This window comes from Pseudomonas sp. NPDC090201, assembly GCF_044746825.1.
Lineage (GTDB): Bacteria > Pseudomonadota > Gammaproteobacteria > Pseudomonadales > Pseudomonadaceae > Aquipseudomonas > Aquipseudomonas putida_AD.
Genome location: NZ_JBIVCX010000002.1, coordinates 26456 through 44175, shown reverse-complemented (window position 1 = coordinate 44175; position 17720 = coordinate 26456). Strand labels below are relative to the sequence as shown.

Annotated in this window: 14 protein-coding genes and 1 other RNA gene; 1 reads left to right on the top strand and 14 read right to left on the bottom strand. The window is 58.9% G+C overall.

All coding sequences use genetic code 11. The features are described from left to right. Nucleotides 1-103: 103 nt before the first annotated feature. From ACIPOO_RS06470 to ACIPOO_RS06440, 7 genes are all read right to left on the bottom strand, one after another. Nucleotides 104-409 carry a YkgJ family cysteine cluster protein gene (locus tag ACIPOO_RS06470; RefSeq protein ID WP_400605275.1) on the bottom strand — a complete coding sequence of 102 codons (306 nt, stop codon included), beginning with the start codon at nt 407-409 and terminating at the stop codon, nt 104-106. Beyond that, nucleotides 402-2036 carry a GTPase gene (locus ACIPOO_RS06465; protein ID WP_400605273.1) on the bottom strand — a complete coding sequence of 545 codons (1635 nt, stop codon included), beginning with the start codon at nt 2034-2036 and terminating at the stop codon, nt 402-404. The genes ACIPOO_RS06470 and ACIPOO_RS06465 overlap by 8 nt, the downstream gene beginning before the upstream one ends. Then, on the bottom strand, nt 2033-3796 hold the full coding sequence (locus ACIPOO_RS06460) for a dynamin family protein (protein ID WP_400605271.1): 1764 nt from the start codon (nt 3794-3796) through the stop codon (nt 2033-2035). Before ACIPOO_RS06460 ends, ACIPOO_RS06465 begins: the two co-directional genes overlap by 4 nt. A gap of 7 nt (nt 3797-3803) precedes the next feature. Beyond that, nucleotides 3804-4397, bottom strand: coding sequence for a hypothetical protein (locus ACIPOO_RS06455; protein WP_400605269.1), 594 nt, complete (start codon nt 4395-4397; stop codon nt 3804-3806). A gap of 15 nt (nt 4398-4412) precedes the next feature. Then, nucleotides 4413-5279: a GTPase gene (locus tag ACIPOO_RS06450; RefSeq protein WP_400605267.1), complete on the bottom strand. Its 867-nt coding sequence runs from the start codon at nt 5277-5279 to the stop codon at nt 4413-4415. A gap of 207 nt (nt 5280-5486) precedes the next feature. Continuing rightward, nucleotides 5487-5825: a YkvA family protein gene (locus ACIPOO_RS06445; RefSeq protein ID WP_400605265.1), complete on the bottom strand. Its 339-nt coding sequence runs from the start codon at nt 5823-5825 to the stop codon at nt 5487-5489. A 196-nt stretch (nt 5826-6021) separates the two neighbouring features. Next, nucleotides 6022-7299, bottom strand: a complete 1278-nt coding sequence (locus ACIPOO_RS06440; protein WP_400605263.1) for a DUF445 domain-containing protein — start codon at nt 7297-7299, stop codon at nt 6022-6024. A 479-nt stretch (nt 7300-7778) separates the two neighbouring features. Between ACIPOO_RS06440 and ACIPOO_RS06435 the strand changes: the two genes are divergently transcribed. Then, nucleotides 7779-8309 carry a hypothetical protein gene (locus tag ACIPOO_RS06435; protein WP_400605261.1) on the top strand — a complete coding sequence of 177 codons (531 nt, stop codon included), beginning with the start codon at nt 7779-7781 and terminating at the stop codon, nt 8307-8309. Between the two features lie 413 nt (nt 8310-8722). Here ACIPOO_RS06435 and ACIPOO_RS06430 read toward each other — a convergent pair whose 3' ends face one another. The 7 genes from ACIPOO_RS06430 to ACIPOO_RS06400 form a co-directional block, all read right to left on the bottom strand. After that, nucleotides 8723-8881, bottom strand: coding sequence for a hypothetical protein (locus ACIPOO_RS06430; RefSeq protein ID WP_400605259.1), 159 nt, complete (start codon nt 8879-8881; stop codon nt 8723-8725). Between the two features lie 451 nt (nt 8882-9332). Then, the gene (locus ACIPOO_RS06425; protein ID WP_400605257.1) at nt 9333-9677 is read right to left on the bottom strand and encodes a hypothetical protein; all 345 of its coding nucleotides are present in this window, start codon (nt 9675-9677) and stop codon (nt 9333-9335) included. A 1106-nt stretch (nt 9678-10783) separates the two neighbouring features. Beyond that, nucleotides 10784-11175, bottom strand: a transfer-messenger RNA (tmRNA) gene (gene ssrA, locus ACIPOO_RS06420). Between the two features lie 117 nt (nt 11176-11292). Then, the gene (locus tag ACIPOO_RS06415) at nt 11293-11577 is read right to left on the bottom strand and encodes a hypothetical protein (RefSeq protein ID WP_274133596.1); all 285 of its coding nucleotides are present in this window, start codon (nt 11575-11577) and stop codon (nt 11293-11295) included. A gap of 200 nt (nt 11578-11777) precedes the next feature. After that, entirely contained in the window at nt 11778-14588 is a 2811-nt protein-coding gene (locus ACIPOO_RS06410) for an FAD-binding and (Fe-S)-binding domain-containing protein (RefSeq protein WP_400605255.1), read from the bottom strand. A 70-nt stretch (nt 14589-14658) separates the two neighbouring features. Further along, a complete protein-coding gene (gene lldD / locus ACIPOO_RS06405) occupies nt 14659-15813 on the bottom strand; it encodes an FMN-dependent L-lactate dehydrogenase LldD (protein ID WP_400605253.1) in 1155 nt (384 codons plus the stop codon). A gap of 69 nt (nt 15814-15882) precedes the next feature. After that, nucleotides 15883-17577 carry a lactate permease LctP family transporter gene (locus ACIPOO_RS06400; protein WP_400605251.1) on the bottom strand — a complete coding sequence of 565 codons (1695 nt, stop codon included), beginning with the start codon at nt 17575-17577 and terminating at the stop codon, nt 15883-15885. Between the last annotated feature and the right edge of the window lie 143 nt (nt 17578-17720).

The window sequence follows — 17720 nt, the reverse complement described above, 5'->3', positions numbered from 1 at the left end:
GGCTGCTCGCTCGGCGTCTGAAGATGCTGAAAGTGTTCTGCAGGGTATGTGCGAGTTCGATCAATAGACTGAACTCGCTTCTCCTCGTGTTGAACGGGTCTGATCAGGCAGCAGGGGCGGCGCAGATCGTTTGGGCGAGCGCCAGTACCTGCAACTGTTTGCACCCATCCTCGTTCATCTTGACGTACGCGTCCCACGTCATCGTCTGCTGATAGTGGAGCGCGTATTGCCGATCAACGCGGCAGATATCCGGTCGGTCGTCATAGATGCGACACGCGCCCTCGACTTCATCAAGGTGCCGGCATGCACCATCGCCGCGGTCCATCGCGGCGGTTTCAGGAAGCAGGTTCACCCGCCGGCAGCACTCCATGCACCGGTTGCAGGCGAATGCCCGAGGAGTTTCAGGCATATTCGTCCATGGCAGCCTGGCATCTCACCAGACGTTCACGATCTTCGCTGAGGCCGCGTTGATTCTGGCTGAGGCTGCCGCGCAGGCTTTGCAGTTTTTCCTTGATCTCGGCAAAGCTGGCTTTCAAATGGGTATCGACAACCGAGTTGAGCGATTGAGAGAACTCCCAGGCCGTTTCCTCACCGAATGCCTGAATGGCCTGGTCACGACGCTCCCGCTCCTGGGCTTCCCGTTGGGCCTGTTGATTCAATCGCTGCTGCTCTGGGTCGCCGGCGAAAGCCGAATATAGTGTGCTGCCCACCTGGAAGGCGATACCGATGACCGGGATGACCTTGCCGATGATCTGCTCGGCCATCTTTCCCATCGTTACGGGGCCGATGCCCTTGAACAGGGTAGGCAGCCACTCCTTGCCGACCTTCAGCACACTGACCACATGTTCAGCCTTCAGCAGGCCACTTGCCTGGCGCACACCCGATTCAAGCAGGGTCAGGTCGATACCGGACGATGCCGGCCCCTGAGCCGTTTCATTGCCCTGCGCATCGAGGTCCGGCGCAGCCTGGCCATTGTAGGCCTGGGGCTGGATTCGTACTTCGCGGATGACCTCTTCGAGCATTTCGGAAGCGTCCAGGCCCAGGCGGGTAAGGGCTTCTTCAAGCTCGGTGCACACCTCGTGGTTCGCCTGGCCGATGATTTGCTCGATCTTGGCTTGCGCGCCGTCGCTGTTGAGGTGCAGTGCATTGATCGTGCTCTTGCTGATATAGGCCGCCTTGGCTTCGATCAGTGATTTCAAGCCACGGCGGATATCGAGTTCTCGACGTGCAATGTCTGCGTAGAAAGTGTCCAGGCGCTTGATCGAGGCGTGGTCTTGCTGCTCATCCAGTGCATCCACGGTCTCCTGGATGAAACCGCGCAGTTCGGTGGCGACCCGTGCAACGATTGCCTTTTGTTCGACCGATGCGAAGAACTCGGCAAGTGCGCTCTCGAATTTCGGGAAGCCCGAACTGTTCAGCAGATTCTGCTTGTTCTCCAGTTTTGCCTTGAGCGCAGAGCGGGCGTTCACATCGACGATCGGGATGTGATCCAGTAGCTGCCGGGCGCCTGCCTTGAGCTGGATGCGCTCGCGCAACTCATCCTTGACCTTCGCAAGATCGATCGGATCAAAGCGGTTTTTGCAGTTGAGCACCAGGAAGATCATTTTGCCTGCCAGCACGAGCTCAAGCAGTACATCGAGGGTCTTTTCTTCTTCAACGACGCCTAGCGGGTTGACGACGAACACCACGACATCCGACTGAATCAGCTGCTCGCGAGTGATTTCTTCGTGCTCAAGTGGCGCGTCGATACCGGGTGTATCCAGGACTTCGAAATCGCCCCAGCGATAGCCTTGTACCCGCGCAGTCTCGGGCACATCAGCCACTGCAGCCAGCTCCTGGCCGAGAAGGGCGTTGATCAAGGTGCTCTTACCGGCGTTGTAGACGCCATACACCATGATGGTCGCACCGGCTTGGGCCTTCTTCGCCCGAGTCAACTCGCGAATGCTGGCGATGTCGTTCGGGTTGTAGGTTTCGCACAGCGGATCTACTTCGTCGTAGAGGGCCAGCAACTGTGTCATCGGACCTGGTTTTGTCATTGCACGGTGCTCGTTTCTAGAGTGTTGAGAGCCTGGCGCAGGCGCTGCATTTCGATGGTCAGGACCTGACAGTATTCGAGCATGGAGTCGCGATGGGGCTCGTAGATGCCCAGCACTTGCTCGTTCAGATAGGTGGGCAGCGCGTTCGCGTACTGCTCGATTGCAATCTGGCGTTGCTCTTCGAGGTTATCGCCGACGACCACGTTGTGTTTGGCCATGATGGCCTCTGCGCTTCGTCCGATCATGCTGGCAGCGCCACCAAGGGAAGCCCCTGCTGCAGCGCCCGCAGGGCCGCCGACGAAGAAACCGATGGTGCCGCCAATGACGGCGCCGGCGGTCCCCCATGCAGCTTTGGTACTGCTCCGGGTGCCGCTCATGTATTCCTTCTCGACCGTGACTTCCTGATAGTCCGGAATCGCACCGAGGCGGCTCATGTCGAAGGCGCGTTTCAGCGCATTCTGCTGCGTTTCACCAATGGTCTTCATTGCCTCACTGGTCAGTTGGCCGACAACCTTGGCCAACTGCTCCTGCAACTGCGCTTGAACGTTGGCAGGGCGAAGGCCGTTGAACAGTTGATTGATGAAACTGCGCATCTGCGTCGTGCCTTTCTGGCCGAGCATGTGCAGTTCCCGCTCCACCGTCTGGTCCTGTTTCTGGATCTGCTCTTCGAATGATTCGGTCAGTTCCTTGATCAGGCCCAGATCGTCGTTGGTTTCCTTGACGGCCTTGCGCAGGTTGTTCAGCGGCGTGTTCAGCTTGAGCTGCAAACCCTGGCCCTCAGAAAGGGTCTTGAGGGTCTGGAACAATGTTCCCAAACCACTTTCCTGCAAGTGCGAAGGATGCCGTTCAGCGAAGCGGGTAGAGATGGGCAGTATGCTGATTTTATCCACAGCATCGTGCTCCATCGCCACGAGGTTGTTAGCGACCTCCTTGATCTGGCGCTGCTGCGTCTCTTTGGATTTCATCAAAACTTCGGTGACGAGCTGCCCGTCGTCATCCTCATCTTCGTCGGTAAGGTCGCTACCGGTCAGCAGGACCATCAGCGAACGCTGGCCGCTCAGCAGGGCGCTGACTTCGCTCATATCCGACTGGCGGCCAGGGGCTTGCGAGTTCATGGTGTAGAGGATCAGGTCCGCCTGATCGACGTACTTGCGCGCAAGGTCACCGTTGGCGCTGTTGGTCGAGTGCAGCCCGGGGGAATCGACCCAGGTGAAGCCCGGCAACTTGAAGCCCTGGATAGAACTGGTGGCCTCGGTTGCGCCCACTCGGAATTGCTCCGAACGGAACGCTTCACCTTCCTGATCACCGCTGGCGACAGAGGTGCGCTCATGGGAAAAGTAAGCGGGTTTCAGGGCGGCCTCTGCTTTCAAATGAGCAGAAGGCTCACTATGTCCCCAGGCCACGTAGTTGCCCAGCGAACTCTTGCCGGACTTGACCTTGCCGTAAACGAATACCAACAGAGAATCGTTGTAATTTTCCCGAAACGCCGCTCCACTGGCCCGCAGCTTTGCGCGTTTTTCCCAGACGCAGAACTGGTCCGTCAGGCGCTGTGCGAGCTGAGCGGCGTCATTTGCAAGCGGGTTCTGCTTGTTGACCGACGCGGCCATGCGTTCCGTATTCTGGCGCATCAGCTCGACGAAGCCTGTGCGCAGCGTATCGAAGCGCTGCTGGGTATCGGCAAGGCTCTGTTTCTTGCTGGAGAATTGCCCCTGCAATTGCTGAAAGACCTGCATCAACTCATCGCGAGTAACAGTGCTCATGGATCGTTTACGCCTGGGCTAGAAGTTGACGTTTGAGCTGCTGTAGCCGCTCGATGCGTTGCTGGGCGGCCTGTGCCTTGGCCAGTGCTGCAAGGTCGCTGGCAGAGGCATCGGCGGGCGCGGTCACGGTTTCAAGCAGATTCATCCCTTGCATGAAGTTCACGACCTGTTCGCCTTCCAGAGCCGGTGACGCCTGGAGGATGGCTTTGACGGTCTTGCCGTAACCGGACGTAGAAGACGCGGTGCTGCGGATACGTTGTTCAAGCTGATCGCCCGTCACACCTTCTAGCGTGAGCCTGGTCATCTTGCTCAAGCCTTCGGAAACCGGATTGTGCTTGTCCGATGTTGCCGCCAGTGTCGTCGCCGCCGCTCTGAGTCCGGTCTTGAGCTGTTCACGGCGCTCCCCAGCAAGCGACCCAACTCGGGCCTTGAGGTTATCGCGTTCACGCTGGCGTTTGGCTTCCTCCTCCTGCTTGCGCCGGTGACTATCGTCGTGGGTCGTCGTGCTGCTGGAAGAGGAGGGGCTGTCATCGGAAACAGCTTTGGCAATGGCGGCTACGGCAGCGACTGCTGCGGCGCCGATCAACCAGGGTAGAGGCATTGCAAGTCTCCTTACTTAAAGGCTCTCGAGTTTTTTGCGGGCTTTCTGCATGTCTGACGTGTGGGTCCTGAACGTCTGACGGGCACCGTCGATGAGTTCGACGAACGCTTTGGCCTTCACTACGTATGGCTCGGTGATCTGCTCGATCAGCTTGATCTCCTGTTCCATCGCCAGGTCGATACGCTGGCAGAGATCAAGTGCCCGGCGCGCCAGGCGTTTTTGTCGTGCTTCTTCCAGCGAGCGGGTGAGGCTTTTCGATAGGGCCTGCAGATGTTCCGTCAGTTGCGGAATCCCGCTTTTGCTGCGCAACCCTTCCTTGTCCTTCTCAACTCCGCTTTTGAAGCGAGTGTTGGAGATAACGAAGCACTCGGGCATGGCACCGAGATGAATCAGAGCCTGACGCTCGATGGTCTGTCTGACGTCAGTCAGATCGGCGTCCTGGAGTTTGTCCAGTTGGCTTATTACCAGCACCACGCGCTCGCCGACATCGTCACCATAGGTCTCGCGCAGCTGATCGAGCAGGGCCACTTCTTCCTCGTCCAGCTCGCCCGGTGGCGCGTGAACGAAAAGCACGACATCAGCGCTGTCGAGCCCCTCGTTGGCCTGCTGAGTGTCACTTGCATCAAAGCCCAGGCCCGGCGTATCGATCAGTACGTAATCATCAAGCTCAAGGGCCTGATTGGTGCGGGTGGTGCGGGTATCCCCCGTCTTGAAATGCTCATCGCTGGCGTGCCCGCTCAACATGTTGAGCAAAGAGCTTTTTCCCGCCTTAACAAGACCCCAGGCGGCGATGCGCGGCTTGGCCGGAGCGGTATCACCGCGCTGGCTGGCGAGCTGCGCGTATTCCGCCTCAAAACCCTCGACCCTTTGTGTTCGATCCATCAACTGCGTCTCCTGTCGCATGCATCACTGTCCAGGCAGCGCTCCTGTGCGCCGCTAAAATTCAGGGCAAGGCCAATGATGTCATATGGCCGCATACTTTGCAGCGTGGTCCAACAGCTTTTCCGGATGCTCTAGTCAGCGCCTTCTAGCCACGCCGAGGATAGATTGCGATAGCCTCGCCGGTTCAAGTGAGCCCCTGCAGGCCAATCAAGAAAACCACTGCCTCAGCGTTTCCTTCGCCCGCGTCACATGCTCATCCTTGATATGGCTCGCCGTCGCAGCCAATGCTGCGCACAGCACGCCGATGTCGTCGGTGTAGCCCACGATTGGCGTCAGGTCCGGAATCACGTCGATAGGCGAGATGAAGTAACCCAGCGCGCCGTAGATGGTGGTCTTGGCCCAGGTCGGGGTGTCTACGTCGGTGGCGGCGTAGTACATCTTCAACGCAGGTTCCAGAGCCGCTTCGCCGGCGGATTTCGCATAGTTCTTGACCTTGTCCCAGAACGAGTCGTCCGAGTAGTTCTTTTCAAATGATTGGTCTGCCATGGTGCTCTCTTCGATGTGTTGTGTTGTTCGAGTGTTGGCGGTGCGGCGTCAACCGGTGTGGCGTGGGTTGACCGAAAAGCGAGGCATGCGCAACGTCCCTGTGCGTTTAGGAAAGAGTGTCTAAAAGAGTGTTTCGGCCTGGATCCAATAAAGTTGAGCCCTTGAGCCAGCCGCTCGATCGCCCGGAATCAGTCGATCAAACTCCTGCCAGCAACTGCGTCCCACCATGGATCATCAACCCTGCAAGGCCGCCCACCAGCGTGCCGTTGATCCGGATGAACTGCAGATCTTTGCCGACCTGAGCCTCCAGTTGCTCGACCAACTCGTGCTCGTTCCAGGCGTCGATGCGTTCGGAGATGTAGTTGCCGATCTGCGCGCGATAGCGTTCAACCATCGGGCCGGCCGCGATGAGCAATTGCTCGTTGATCCAGCTACGCATCGCCGGGGCCTCGCGCAAGGCTTCGCCCAGCTTCAACACTCCGCTGTTCAGATGCAGGCGAAGGGTGGAGTCGTCGCTGCGGATATCGGTTTCGAACCAGTTGACCAGATCGTCGACCAGCCCCGTCAGATAACCATGAAGCGCTGGATGCTGAACCAACTGCGCCCGCAGTTGACTGGCGCGCAGGCGAAACGCCGGGTCCTCTTTCAGCTTCTCGATCAACGTGTGCAGTTGCTCATCGAAAGCCTTGCGCAACTCATGCTCGGGGTCCGCGTTCACCTCACTGATGACCGTGGAAATCTTCCTGACCAGCTTGTCCGAACTCCAGTTACCCGCCATGCCACTGAACGAAAACTCCTTGCCGAACACGCTGAACCGCAACACATCCAGCTCCGCCGCGATCATCTGCGCAATCCGCTGTTGCGTCGTCTCGCTCTGCATCATGGCGTCCACCTTGTCGAGGACGCCCTCCAGCACCTCCTGAGCCCGGCCGTCATCGGTCAGCACCTCCAGCAACTGCCCACTCATACGCGCCAGATCCACCTGCTCCAGCCGAGCCAACGCCGTGGTTCGCACAAACTGCCGCACCCGCTCATCCCGCAAAGCCCCCACTCCATGCCCCGCCAGACTCACCGCCAAACCGGACAGTTGCGTCGCGTTAGCGGGAATAGACAGCCACTCCGACATACGTTTCGCCGCATCGAACTCACTGACCTTCGCCAGCACCTGCTCACGGGACAGAAAGTGCGTGCAGATGAAATCACCCAGGTTCGACCCGATCCGAGCCTTGTTGCGCGGGATGATCGCCGTATGGGGGATCGGCAGGCCCATAGGACGGCGGAACAGCGCCGTGACGGCGAACCAGTCAGCGATCGCACCGACCATGGCCGCCTCGGAGAAGGCTTTTAGGTAACTGGCGAAGGTGGGGTAGATGTGGGTGAGCTCCAGCGCGGTGATGTAAAGGCAGGCGGCGATCAGGAGCAAGCCGCTGGCAACTGCTTTCATTCGGACCAGAGGGGTTTGGGGTTTGAACATCGATGGTCCTTGGTGCGGATGGGGGCGTTTTAGATCAGTTGATCGTTACGGCGTGTCAGTGATCTCTCCTGACCTCTCGGATGGTGCTCGGGCAGTTCGAAGACTGGGTATCTGAATGGTGCTCATCGAGGGGGTTAGGCTGGGGCGGCTGATGGTGGAGAACAGCATGGGTGCTAGCATCAGGCAGGTGTATCAGGTAAGGCAACTGGACAGCGAATAATTCGCAGCCGGGGGAGGGGGCGTGCTCGATCCGGCAACTTTTGTATTCGGCTTGCTTGTGTTTGAGGAATTCCAGACACAAAAAAAGACGTCCGTGGACGTCTTTGATTGATCATTTGGTGGAGCCGGGGGATTTGAACCCGTGTCTAGGGTCCATTTTACGAGACTATGAGGCCGAAGGCGGGCATAAAGCTGTTATCCTCGATTCTGTACAAAGTAAGCGTGTATGATCCGGCGTGGAACATTAGGAACTTGATGCCATGCCTCTGGGCGAACCCAACCCGAATGATGTTTTTTCCCTTCTAGGCTTCGCGGTCTGTCATGCCCAGACGGTAGAGGGGATGCTGCGCTTCTGCATCACTTTTGTTCTGCAAAAAAAAGACGGCCCGCTCACCATGGAGAAGCTGCAAAGCATAAGGTCAGATGAGCGAAAAAAAGGACTTGGCTATTTTCTAGAGCAGGTCCGACGCCGATCGAGTATTCATCCAAAATTTGCAGAAACTCTAGAGACCTATCTGCAGCAACGGAATGACATGGTCCACAACCATAAAAATATTTCAGGATGGGATTTGGATACAGAAGATGGAGTTAAAGTTATCCAGCTGTTCCTTATTAATTTCATTCGTCGCGGTAATCACATACTAGAAATCTTTACAGCATTGACTAGAAGTTGGGAAAATCAGGCAGGTCTTCAGACCTCATTCCCCGTTGATGTTGACAGCTATGTTGAAGAAATCGAAAAGAAATCCGGTCATCTCATAGACGATTTGTTTGGTCACGAAGAGTCTTGATTGTGGAAATTAGATATGTACGCAGCCTCTACTTTCCATAGTTTTTCCGCTTTTCCGCCGGTGCCTACATTTGCGTCGGGCGTCCATCGTCCGTACCCCGCGCAATCATAGTCCAATCGCTATGTCCCATCTGCTGTGCTACTCACACCAGATGCTCGCTAGCCTAGATCATCATCGAGGCACAGGCGCGCCGAGTTTGACACGGACGCCGATACCGAACGCCAGCCTTCTTCAACGCGTGCGCCCGCATACCCCCAATCCAGCGCGATCAGCTCACTTGTCTGTAGCTCGGTCCAGAGTGCGAACCGCACCAAGTTGGCGGGCTGGCCAGTGAGCGTTGCGATAATCGCGTGTTGCTCCTCGGGACTGAACTGATCGATATCGTCATCTTCAGTCTGCGCGGCCTTGCGCTTTTAGGTACAGCCGGCCAGCGGGTTGCCCTCGATCAGTTCATCCATTGCGTCGGTCAGCCCCGACCTAGGGCAGTTTTGGATATTGCTCAGCGTTTTCTCGCCGATCTGAAGCGTGTCGAGCCAGTCCCTGATCGTCTTCCGCTTCAAATCGACCATCATGTGTGCGTACAGCTCCGGCCCAAGCGATGCTCGAGGATTTTACCATAGCCTTCGAAAGAACCGCTTGAAAGGTGCCTTGTCTTGGATGCGAGCCACCTGGTCAGAAACACCGCGACAGTCTCTCGCGAAGCTCAGGCGCGAACTTCGCGAACCTGGCCGAGCTTGGGAAGGTAACCGAGTAATCGAAGCGGATGACTTGGCGCTAACCGTGACGGTGCTGTGACCCGACTGAGCAAGCGCGATACGCCAGTAGGTGACTTCGTCTGGATTTACTTCGGAATGAGGTACTCTGCTTTGCGGGGCGGGCGCGAGACAGGCGTGGGGAGTATACGATCAGCGAGATTATCAAGGCCGGCGTACCGGGGGGCGATTGCGCGATAGAGGGACTGCTAGAAGCTTCTCAATAGGCTGATTAAAAAACAGGCATGCAGATCTGCATGCCTGTTGGTTCCTACTTCTTGTAATTGACATACAGGGTAGGTGATATTGGATTCTTGCCAATCTCATAATCTGGGGACCACGTGGCGATGTTGTGAGCGGCAATAGCGATGCCAGAGGCTGCTGCTGCGATGGTTCCGAATCCCGTCCAAACTGCAGCCCCCATCGCTGCGGCTCTTCCCACCATGTAGATTCTGACCTTCATGCCCTGGTCTTCTATGTTTTTTTCAAGCCATTCCAGCGTACGCGAATACCGTTCGGCGTCGCCGCATTCGAGCGTAAATGATTCATGATTCTTGATTTTCTGCAGAATCTGCTCGTTGGTCACTTCTGCAATTTTAAAGACATTGACGTCCATGTATGGCTCCGAGGTGATGGTCATGGTTATGGGCTATTTCGCAGTCTATCGTCCAGTTTTCAAAATACTTTAGAAATCTCTTTCCTCGCGACTCAAACCCCTATTTTCAGAGTCGGGTTTTTGCTTTCTAGAGTCTCTGTTGCAATAATCTGCTCCTTTCGTAATGAGGTGGGAATGCAATGCAAGCAAGGAACATGGCGGCAGAGATCTTTTTCAGTTTTCCGAGTCATTTGTGGGTGATTATGGCTGCTGGGGCGATTACGTATATTGGTTTGAGGTGGGCGGATAGCTCTTACCAACATGGCGACAAAATCAAGTGGGCGACGTATGCCTTACTTTTCGCTTTGGCGGTTTTGCCTAACGGGTTCTTCGCATTGTTCACGCCAGGCCCCGAGATGGGCAGCCTGATCGAGAGCCGGCAGTTACCCCATAACTATGTAGGGCTATTTTACCTTGACGCATTTTTGACTTTTGTAGGATGGGCCTTAGCCAGCTTCTTCAGGCCTCGATACTAATAATTTGTGATTTGAGCCTCGCTGACGGCGAGGTTTTTTATTTTTGAGAGCAACCTCATGTCCGGGGGGGGGGGGGCGCGATCCCAATAAATGGACAGACAAAAAATTAGGCCGCTTCCACGGAAGCACTCAGACGTTTACCGAGCGCTGCCTCGACCTGTTCGATTTTTGAGTTGTGCTCGAAATCATCCACTTGGGAGGCAGGGATGGTGGCCCTTGTCTAGTCGACCCGTAATCGGGTTGACATCGTTCTGCACAATGGAGGCAAGGCTGATTTGTGGGGTGGGGGCTACGTCGATGTCTGCCAAAAGCCCTGGCAGTTCGTCTGCTGGAAAAAAAGCGACCCGAATCAGTCATACCTGACCGGCGCCAAGGCAATCCTATTCCGCTCCTCCCGCAAAGCTTCGCTCCCTGCTTATATCAGATGAAGGCTCTCTGCTTCAGAATCAACGCTCATCGTGATGGGGTGCATGAGGTATCGCTAGATCCGGTTCGCGGCAAAGACGCTACTCACATTCCCAAGCCAAAACAGCCCCGCGCAGGCACAAAAAAAGCACTTGCGAGATACGCTAAGTGCTTGATTTGCTTGTGTGGTGGAGCCGGGGGGATTTGAACCCCCGTCCGCCAGTACTCCGCTTTCGGGCCTACATGCTTAGCCGTGTCTATTAAGTTAACCCTCAGCGACCCGACGGGCAGGGTGCTTTGGGCGAGCTGTGTAAGTTTTAGCCGATTCGTCCACAGCGTACTGCACGGCGATCCTGTTCTGTATGACAATCATTTCGGGTTTACAGGCATCCCCTGATGATTGCTGGAGCCGAAGCTACCAGAAGGAAGGCTAGCGCCGCTTACGCAGCGAGAGCTTGTTCCCCGTAGGTTTCGTCATTGGCAACTATAGAAAGTTGCAACAGTGGATTTACGACTTCTGTTACCAAGTCGGCATGCCCCTAGAGTTTCATCACCGGCGTCGAATCCTAATCGGCCCCAATTCTGCTGCTCCAGGCAGTCAGGGGACGGAGTCTACCCGAATCAATGGGATACGTCACCTTGTGCGGGATGCGACCTGCGCTGGACAGGTCGAACCCCGTTTGCCGAGGCGAAGGTTACTTCGCGCCTTCGCTGCCCGAGCCCATGGTTTTCAGCTCTTGAATGGTCTTGCTGGTTTCGGCGATGCATTTCTTGTCGTCGCCGGCTTTTTGCGCGGCTTCGCCGGCCATCATGGCGCGTTCGACCTCTTCCTTTTTGTCCGGGCTGAGGTTGGTGGCCGATGAAGTGTGGGCGTCCTTGAGGGTTTGCAGGTTGGTGCCGCACAGGTCATCGGCAGCGAATACCGGGGAACCCAACAGTGCAGCGGTCAGAAACAAGCCAGTCAGTGCTGTACGTTTCATGTGTATCTCCTTAAGCCTGTGGACTGGGCATTCAATGGGGCCGATGCCCGGATAGGGAATGACAAGCAGCCATGTGTGGCGCTTAAAGAGATGGACTGTCCGCCGTCGCAGGGGTTCTATTTTTTTCGCAGGTGGTGTGAAAAAGCCATGTTGCGAGATGTGTCGGGGAAATGGGGCGATTGTCGCCCCATTTGGGTGCATCAAGCGGTTCTTGGTCGGGTGACTCTGTCCACGAGATAAACCAGCCCGTGGTAGTCGATGCCGCCGTGTTGGGTGAGGCCGATTTCGCAGGTGCGGCTGGTGGAGATGCCTTCGCTGCAGTACTGCACGGCGTCTTTTAAAGTGCGCAGGGAGTGGGCGTTGAGCTCGGGTGTGGTGAAGCCTTTGTCGCCGGCGAAGCCGCAGCAGTGAATGCCTTCCGGGATTACCACGTTGAGGCTGCACATGCGCGCCAGTTCGATCAGCGCCTGGCTTTCGCCCAGATGCTGGGTGCTGCAGGTGACGTGGACGGCAATGGCTTCCTGTTGCGGGGTGAACACCAGTTTGTCGAGCAGGTGGGTGCGGATGAAGCGGACCGGGTCGTAGAGGTCCAGGCGGGTGTCCTTGAGGTCCTGCACCAGGCGCAGGGTGCAGGGGCTGGTGTCGCAGTAGATCGGGTCGAGGCCGCCGCGGCTGGCTTTGGTCAGCGCTGCGAGCAGTTGCTGGCGTTTTTCTTCGGCCTGTTCGGCGTAGCCTTTTGAGGCGAAGGGTTGGCCGCAGCAGAGGGCGTCCTGGTCTTCGGGGAAGACGACCTGGTAACCGGCTTTTTCCAGCAGGCTGCGGGTTTTGTCCATCAGCGAGGTCTGTTCCTGGTCGGCGGCTGCCGGGCCCATGACGCGCGATACGCAGGCTGCCAGGTAGACGACGCGTGGGCGTTGATCCTCAACCGGCGGGGTGAAGCGGATGGCGTTTTCCGCTTGCGGCATGGCCGGGGTCCACAGGGGCATGCGGCCTGAGGATGCCTTGGTCAGGGCGGCGGAAATCTTCGCCAGGCGAGGGGCGCCCAGCAGCATGCGTGCGCCGTTGGCGGCGTGCAGGGTGAAGCGTGCGCCTTTGAGGGCGGTGGTGAAGTGGTCGGCCAGCCAGTCCGCGGTCTTGCCGTGGGTGGCTTGCTGGGCGCGCAGTTTTTTCACCAGCTCGCCGGTGTTGATGCCGACCGGGCAGCGTTGCGCGCACAGGCCGGTGGCGGCGCAGGTGTCGATGCCCTGGTAGTGGTAGTCGCGCTCCAGTTCGGTGGTATCGATGCCGCTGCGTTTTTTGGCCTGGATGTCGCGCCACATGACGATGCGCTGGCGCGGGCTGAGGGTCAGTCCTTTGGACGGACACACCGGCTCACAAAATCCGCATTCGATGCATTTGTCGACGATGGTGTCGGCGGCGGGCATGGGCTTGAGGTGTTTGAGGTGGATCTGCGGGTCTTCGCTGAGCACGACGTCCGGGTTGAGGATGCCGGTGGGGTCGAGCAGGCGTTTGAGTTGCCACATCAATTGGTAGGCTTCGCTGCCCCATTCGAGTTCGACGAAGGGCGCCATGTTGCGGCCGGTGCCGTGCTCGGCCTTGAGCGAGCCGTTGAATTCCACCGCGACCAGTTGCGTGACGTCGTCCATGAAGGCCGAGTAGCGGGCGATTTCTTCAGGGTCGTTGAAGCCCTGGGTGAACACGAAGTGCAGGTTGCCCTCCAGCGCGTGGCCGAACAGGATCGCTTCGTCGTAGTGGTGTTTGTCGAACAGCTCGATCAGGCGTCGCACGCCGATGGCCAGTTGCTCGACCGGAAAGGTGACGTCTTCGATGATGACCGTGGTGCCGGTTTCACGTACCGCACCGACGGCGGGGAAGGTGTCCTTGCGGATGGCCCAGAGGCGGGCGTTTTCGCCGGGGTCTTCGGTGAAATCGACCTGTTTCTCCACCGGAAAATGCGCGATAGAGGCCATGATTTGTGCCAGTTGCTCGTGCAGCAACGGCTGGGTGGCGGCACGGGCTTCGATCAGCAGGGCGCAGGCGCTTTCCGACAGCTCTCGTACGAAAGCGGGCATGCCGGGTTTGTTCTGCACGGAACGCATGCTGCGCCGGTCGAGCAATTCGACGGCTGAGACAGGCTGTGTCTTCAGCACGGTTACCGCGTTGCAGCAGGTTTCCACGTCGGGGAAGACGATCAGCGCCGAGGCCTTGTTCGGGTGGTCGGGCACGGTGTCGTAGGTCACGGCGCTGATGAAGCCCAGCGTGCCTTCGGAGCCGACCAGCAGGTGGCTCAGGATATCCAGCGGCTCGTCGAAATCGACCAGGGCGTTGAGTGACAGCCCGGTGGTATTTTTCAGACGGTATTTGTGGCGAATCTTTGCAGCCAGTTCGGCGTTTGCCCGGGTCTTGCGGCCCAGTTGCGCAAGGCTCTCCAGCAGCGCGCCGTGGCTTGCGCGAAAGGCGGCGACGCTGGCGGCGTCTTCGGTGTCGATGCGCGTGCTGTCGGCCAGCACCATGCGGATGCCCGCCAGGGTGTGGTAGGTGTTCTGGGCAGTGCCGCAGCACATGCCGCTGGAGTTGTTGGCGACGATGCCGCCGATCTTGGCGGCGTTGATCGAGGCCGGGTCAGGGCCGATCTTGCGTCCGAACGGCGCGAGCCAGGCGTTGGCCTGGGCGCCGATGACGCCGGGTTGCAGGCGGATTTGCGCGCCTTGCCCACGAATTTCACGGCCGTTCCAGTTGTCGCCCAGCACGATCAGCACCGAGTCGCTGATGGCCTGGCCGGACAAACTGGTGCCGGCGGCGCGAAAGGTCACCGGGACGCGATCGACGCGGGCGTGCTGCAGCAGCGCAACCACTTCGTCTTCGGATTCGACACGAATCACCAGCTTGGGAATCAGCCGGTAGAAGCTCGCGTCAGTGCCGAAGGCCAGGGTCGAGAGCGGGTCGTCGAAGCGGCGTTCGGCGGGGATCAGGCGTTTCACATCGGCCAGGAAGGAGGCGGGCAGGCTCATGCGGTCTTCCTCTGCAGCCGCGGCATCTGGCGTGCCGCGTGCGTGGTGCGTTATCTGAAAGGGTGGGCGCTCAGGCGCCCAGTTCACGCAGCTCTCGGACGAGGGAGTCGCGGGTGATTTCGCTGATGGATTTGGCGCCTGTCAGCACCATGGCCACGCGCATTTCTTTCTCGAAAAGATCGAGCAGATGTTTCACGCCGGCTTCGCCGTGGGTGGCCAGGGCGTAGATGAAGGCGCGGCCGATCATCACGGTGTCGGCGCCCAGGGCGATCATGCGCACCACGTCCAGGCCGCTGCGAATGCCGGAGTCGGCGAGGATTTTGATATCGCCCTTCACCGCGTCGGCGATGGCGGGCAGGGCGCGGGCGCTGGACAGCACGCCGTCGAGCTGGCGGCCGCCGTGGTTAGAGACAACGATGCCGTCGGCGCCGAATTTCACCGCGTCGCGGGCGTCGTCAGGGTCGAGGATGCCTTTGATGAGCATCGGGCCGTCCCAGTAGTCACGAATCCATTCCAGATCCTTCCAGGAAATCGACGGATCGAAATTGTTGCCCAGCCAGGCGATGTAATCGGTCAAACCTGTCGGGCTGCCACGGTAGGCGGAGACGTTGCCCAGGTCATGGGGGCGGCCGTTGACGCCGACGTCCCAGGCCCATTGCGGATGAACCATGGACTGCAGCACGCGACGGATCGGGCCGTTGCTGCCGCTCATGCCCGAATGCAGGTCGCGGTAGCGGGCGCCGGGCACTGGCATGTCGACGGTGAACACCAAGGTCTTCACCCCGGCGGCCTTGGCGCGTTCCAGCGCGTTGCGCATGAAGCCGCGGTCCTTGAGCACGTACAACTGGAACCACATGGGGCGGTCGATGGCGGGCGCGACTTCTTCAATCGGGCACACCGACACCGTCGACAAGGTAAAAGGAATGCCTTTGCTGGCAGCGGCGCGGGCGGCCTGCACTTCGCCACGACGGGCATACATGCCGCAAAGTCCTACAGGAGCCAGGGCGACAGGCATGCTCAGGGTTTCATTGAACAGCGTGGTTTGCAGGCTCAGTTCCGACATGTTTTTCAGAACGCGCTGACGCAAAGCGATGCCAGCGAGATCGGAAACGTTGTGGCGCAGGGTGTGTTCGGCGTAGGCGCCACCGTCGGCGTAGTGAAACAGGAAAGGCGGCAGCTTGCGCTGTGCAGCGGCGCGGTAGTCGGTTGCGGCGGAAATGATCATGGGGTCTCGCAGCGTTGAATGAGCAGGGCAGCAGCCGGGCGCACGCAGTGGCGCCCGGTGCTCGTCTCGTTAGTGAACCAGCATGCCGGTGAACCAGTACGCCTGGGCGTAAGTGATGCAACCGACGATGGCGGCGAAGAAGATGCTGTGCTTGAGGGTGAAGCGGAACAGATCGGACTCTTTACCCACAAGACCTGTGGCCGCACAGGCGACCGCGATCGATTGCGGGGAAATCATCTTGCCGGTCACGCCGCCGCTGGAGTTGGCGGCCACCATCAGCACGTCGCTGACGCCCACCTGGTGCGCGGTGGTCGCTTGCAGCGAGCCGAACAGGGCGTTGCTCGATGTGTCGGAACCGGTCAGGAACACACCCAGCCAGCCCAGGAAGGGCGAGAAGAACGGGAACGCAGCGCCCGTACCTGCCAGCACCAGGGCCAGTGTGGTGGACATGCCCGAGTAGTTCATGACGAAGGCGAAGGCCAGCACCATGCCGATGGACACGATGGCCCAGCGCAGCTCGATCAGGGTTTCCTTGAAAGTGGTCAGACCAGTTTTTGCGCCGATGCGCAGCACGATCATCGCCAGAATCGCCGAGACCAGAATCGCGCTGCCCGATGCGGCCAGCAGGTCGAACTTGTACACGGCTGGCATGGCGGTCGGGTTGGCCACGATGGGGGCGGCCTTCATGACCAGTTGATCCAGGTGCGGAACCGGGAAGTTCATGGTCAGGGCTTGCAGCGGGCCGCCAGCGGCGAACAATGCCTTGAACGGCTTGAGGGTCCAGATCGTGACGATTACGGTCAGGATCAGGAACGGCGACCAGGCCTTGATGATGGTGCCGGCGGAGTACGGGGATTTCTTGGTGGTGCGCGGCTGGCCGAAACCGCCAGGGCCGCCCATCACCACGGCACCGCCGCCTGCGCTGGCGACTTGCATGTCGGTGGCGCGGGCCGGTTGCCAGACTTTCAGGAAGAAGGTCAGGGACACCAGGCTCACAAGTGCCGAGGTAATGTCAGGCAGTTCCGGGCCAATGTAGTTGGAGGTCAGGAATTGCACGATGGCGAAGCTGCCGCCTGCGACCAGCGCTGCGGGCCAGGTCTCTTTCACGCCCTTGACGCCGTCCATCATGAACATCAGCCAGAACGGCACGAACACCGACAGCAGCGGCAGTTGCCGACCGGCCATGGCGCCGATCTTGAAGGCGTCGATGCCCGACACCTGGCCGGCAACGATGATCGGAATGCCCAGGGCGCCGAACGCCACCGGCGCGGTGTTGGCGATCAGGCACAGGCCGGCTGCGTACAGCGGGTTCAGCCCCAGGCCTACAAGCAGCGCCGCGGTGATCGCCACCGGCGCACCGAAACCTGCCGCACCTTCCAGGAAGGCACCGAAGCAGAAGCCGATCAGCAGGACCTGCAAGCGCTGGTCATCGGTGATGGACATGACGGAGCTTCGAATGATCTCGAACTGGCCGCTCTTGACGGTGAGTTTGTAGAGGAACACCGCCGCGATGATGATCCAGGCGATGGGCCACAGGCCGTACAAAAAGCCGTAGATCGCCGAGGCGATGGCCATGTCGGCTGGCATTTTGAACGCGAAGATCGCGATCAGCACGGCAAGCAACAGGGTGATGGTGCCCGCAATGTGTCCTTTGAGCCGAAAGACCGCCAGCGCAAGAAAGAAGAACACGATCGGGATGACTGCAGCGAGCGCCGAAAGGCCCAGGCTGCCCAAGGGTGTGTAGAACTGTTGCCAGGTTTGCATGTAGGAGGCCCCTAGTTGTTTTTGGTTAGGCCCGATGTCCGTGTCCTGCGTGCGCGGCTCCAGCGGACGACGGCCTGTTGGCCTCTGTCCTGCCGGTGCTGACGAACGAATCGCACAGCTCACCAGCTCAAGCGTTGCGCCGT

Bases quoted from the DNA above. Each gene is read 5' to 3' on its own strand.
- ACIPOO_RS06430 (WP_400605259.1), bottom strand. From the start codon at position 8,881: ATGATGGTCGATTTGAAGCGGAAGACGATCAGGGACTGGCTCGACACG.
- ACIPOO_RS06450 (WP_400605267.1), bottom strand. From the start codon at position 5,279: ATGGATCGAACACAAAGGGTCGAGGGTTTTGAGGCGGAATACGCGCAG.
- ACIPOO_RS06440 (WP_400605263.1), bottom strand. From the start codon at position 7,299: ATGTTCAAACCCCAAACCCCTCTGGTCCGAATGAAAGCAGTTGCCAGC.
- ACIPOO_RS06410 (WP_400605255.1), bottom strand. From the start codon at position 14,588: ATGAGCCTGCCCGCCTCCTTCCTGGCCGATGTGAAACGCCTGATCCCC.
- ACIPOO_RS06470 (WP_400605275.1), bottom strand. From the start codon at position 409: ATGCCTGAAACTCCTCGGGCATTCGCCTGCAACCGGTGCATGGAGTGC.
- ACIPOO_RS06400 (WP_400605251.1), bottom strand. From the start codon at position 17,577: ATGCAAACCTGGCAACAGTTCTACACACCCTTGGGCAGCCTGGGCCTT.
- lldD (WP_400605253.1), bottom strand. From the start codon at position 15,813: ATGATCATTTCCGCCGCAACCGACTACCGCGCCGCTGCACAGCGCAAG.
- ACIPOO_RS06445 (WP_400605265.1), bottom strand. From the start codon at position 5,825: ATGGCAGACCAATCATTTGAAAAGAACTACTCGGACGACTCGTTCTGG.
- ACIPOO_RS06460 (WP_400605271.1), bottom strand. From the start codon at position 3,796: ATGAGCACTGTTACTCGCGATGAGTTGATGCAGGTCTTTCAGCAATTG.
- ACIPOO_RS06455 (WP_400605269.1), bottom strand. From the start codon at position 4,397: ATGCCTCTACCCTGGTTGATCGGCGCCGCAGCAGTCGCTGCCGTAGCC.
- ACIPOO_RS06425 (WP_400605257.1), bottom strand. From the start codon at position 9,677: ATGGACGTCAATGTCTTTAAAATTGCAGAAGTGACCAACGAGCAGATT.
- ACIPOO_RS06465 (WP_400605273.1), bottom strand. From the start codon at position 2,036: ATGACAAAACCAGGTCCGATGACACAGTTGCTGGCCCTCTACGACGAA.
- ACIPOO_RS06415 (WP_274133596.1), bottom strand. From the start codon at position 11,577: ATGAAACGTACAGCACTGACTGGCTTGTTTCTGACCGCTGCACTGTTG.
- ACIPOO_RS06435 (WP_400605261.1), top strand. From the start codon at position 7,779: ATGCCTCTGGGCGAACCCAACCCGAATGATGTTTTTTCCCTTCTAGGC.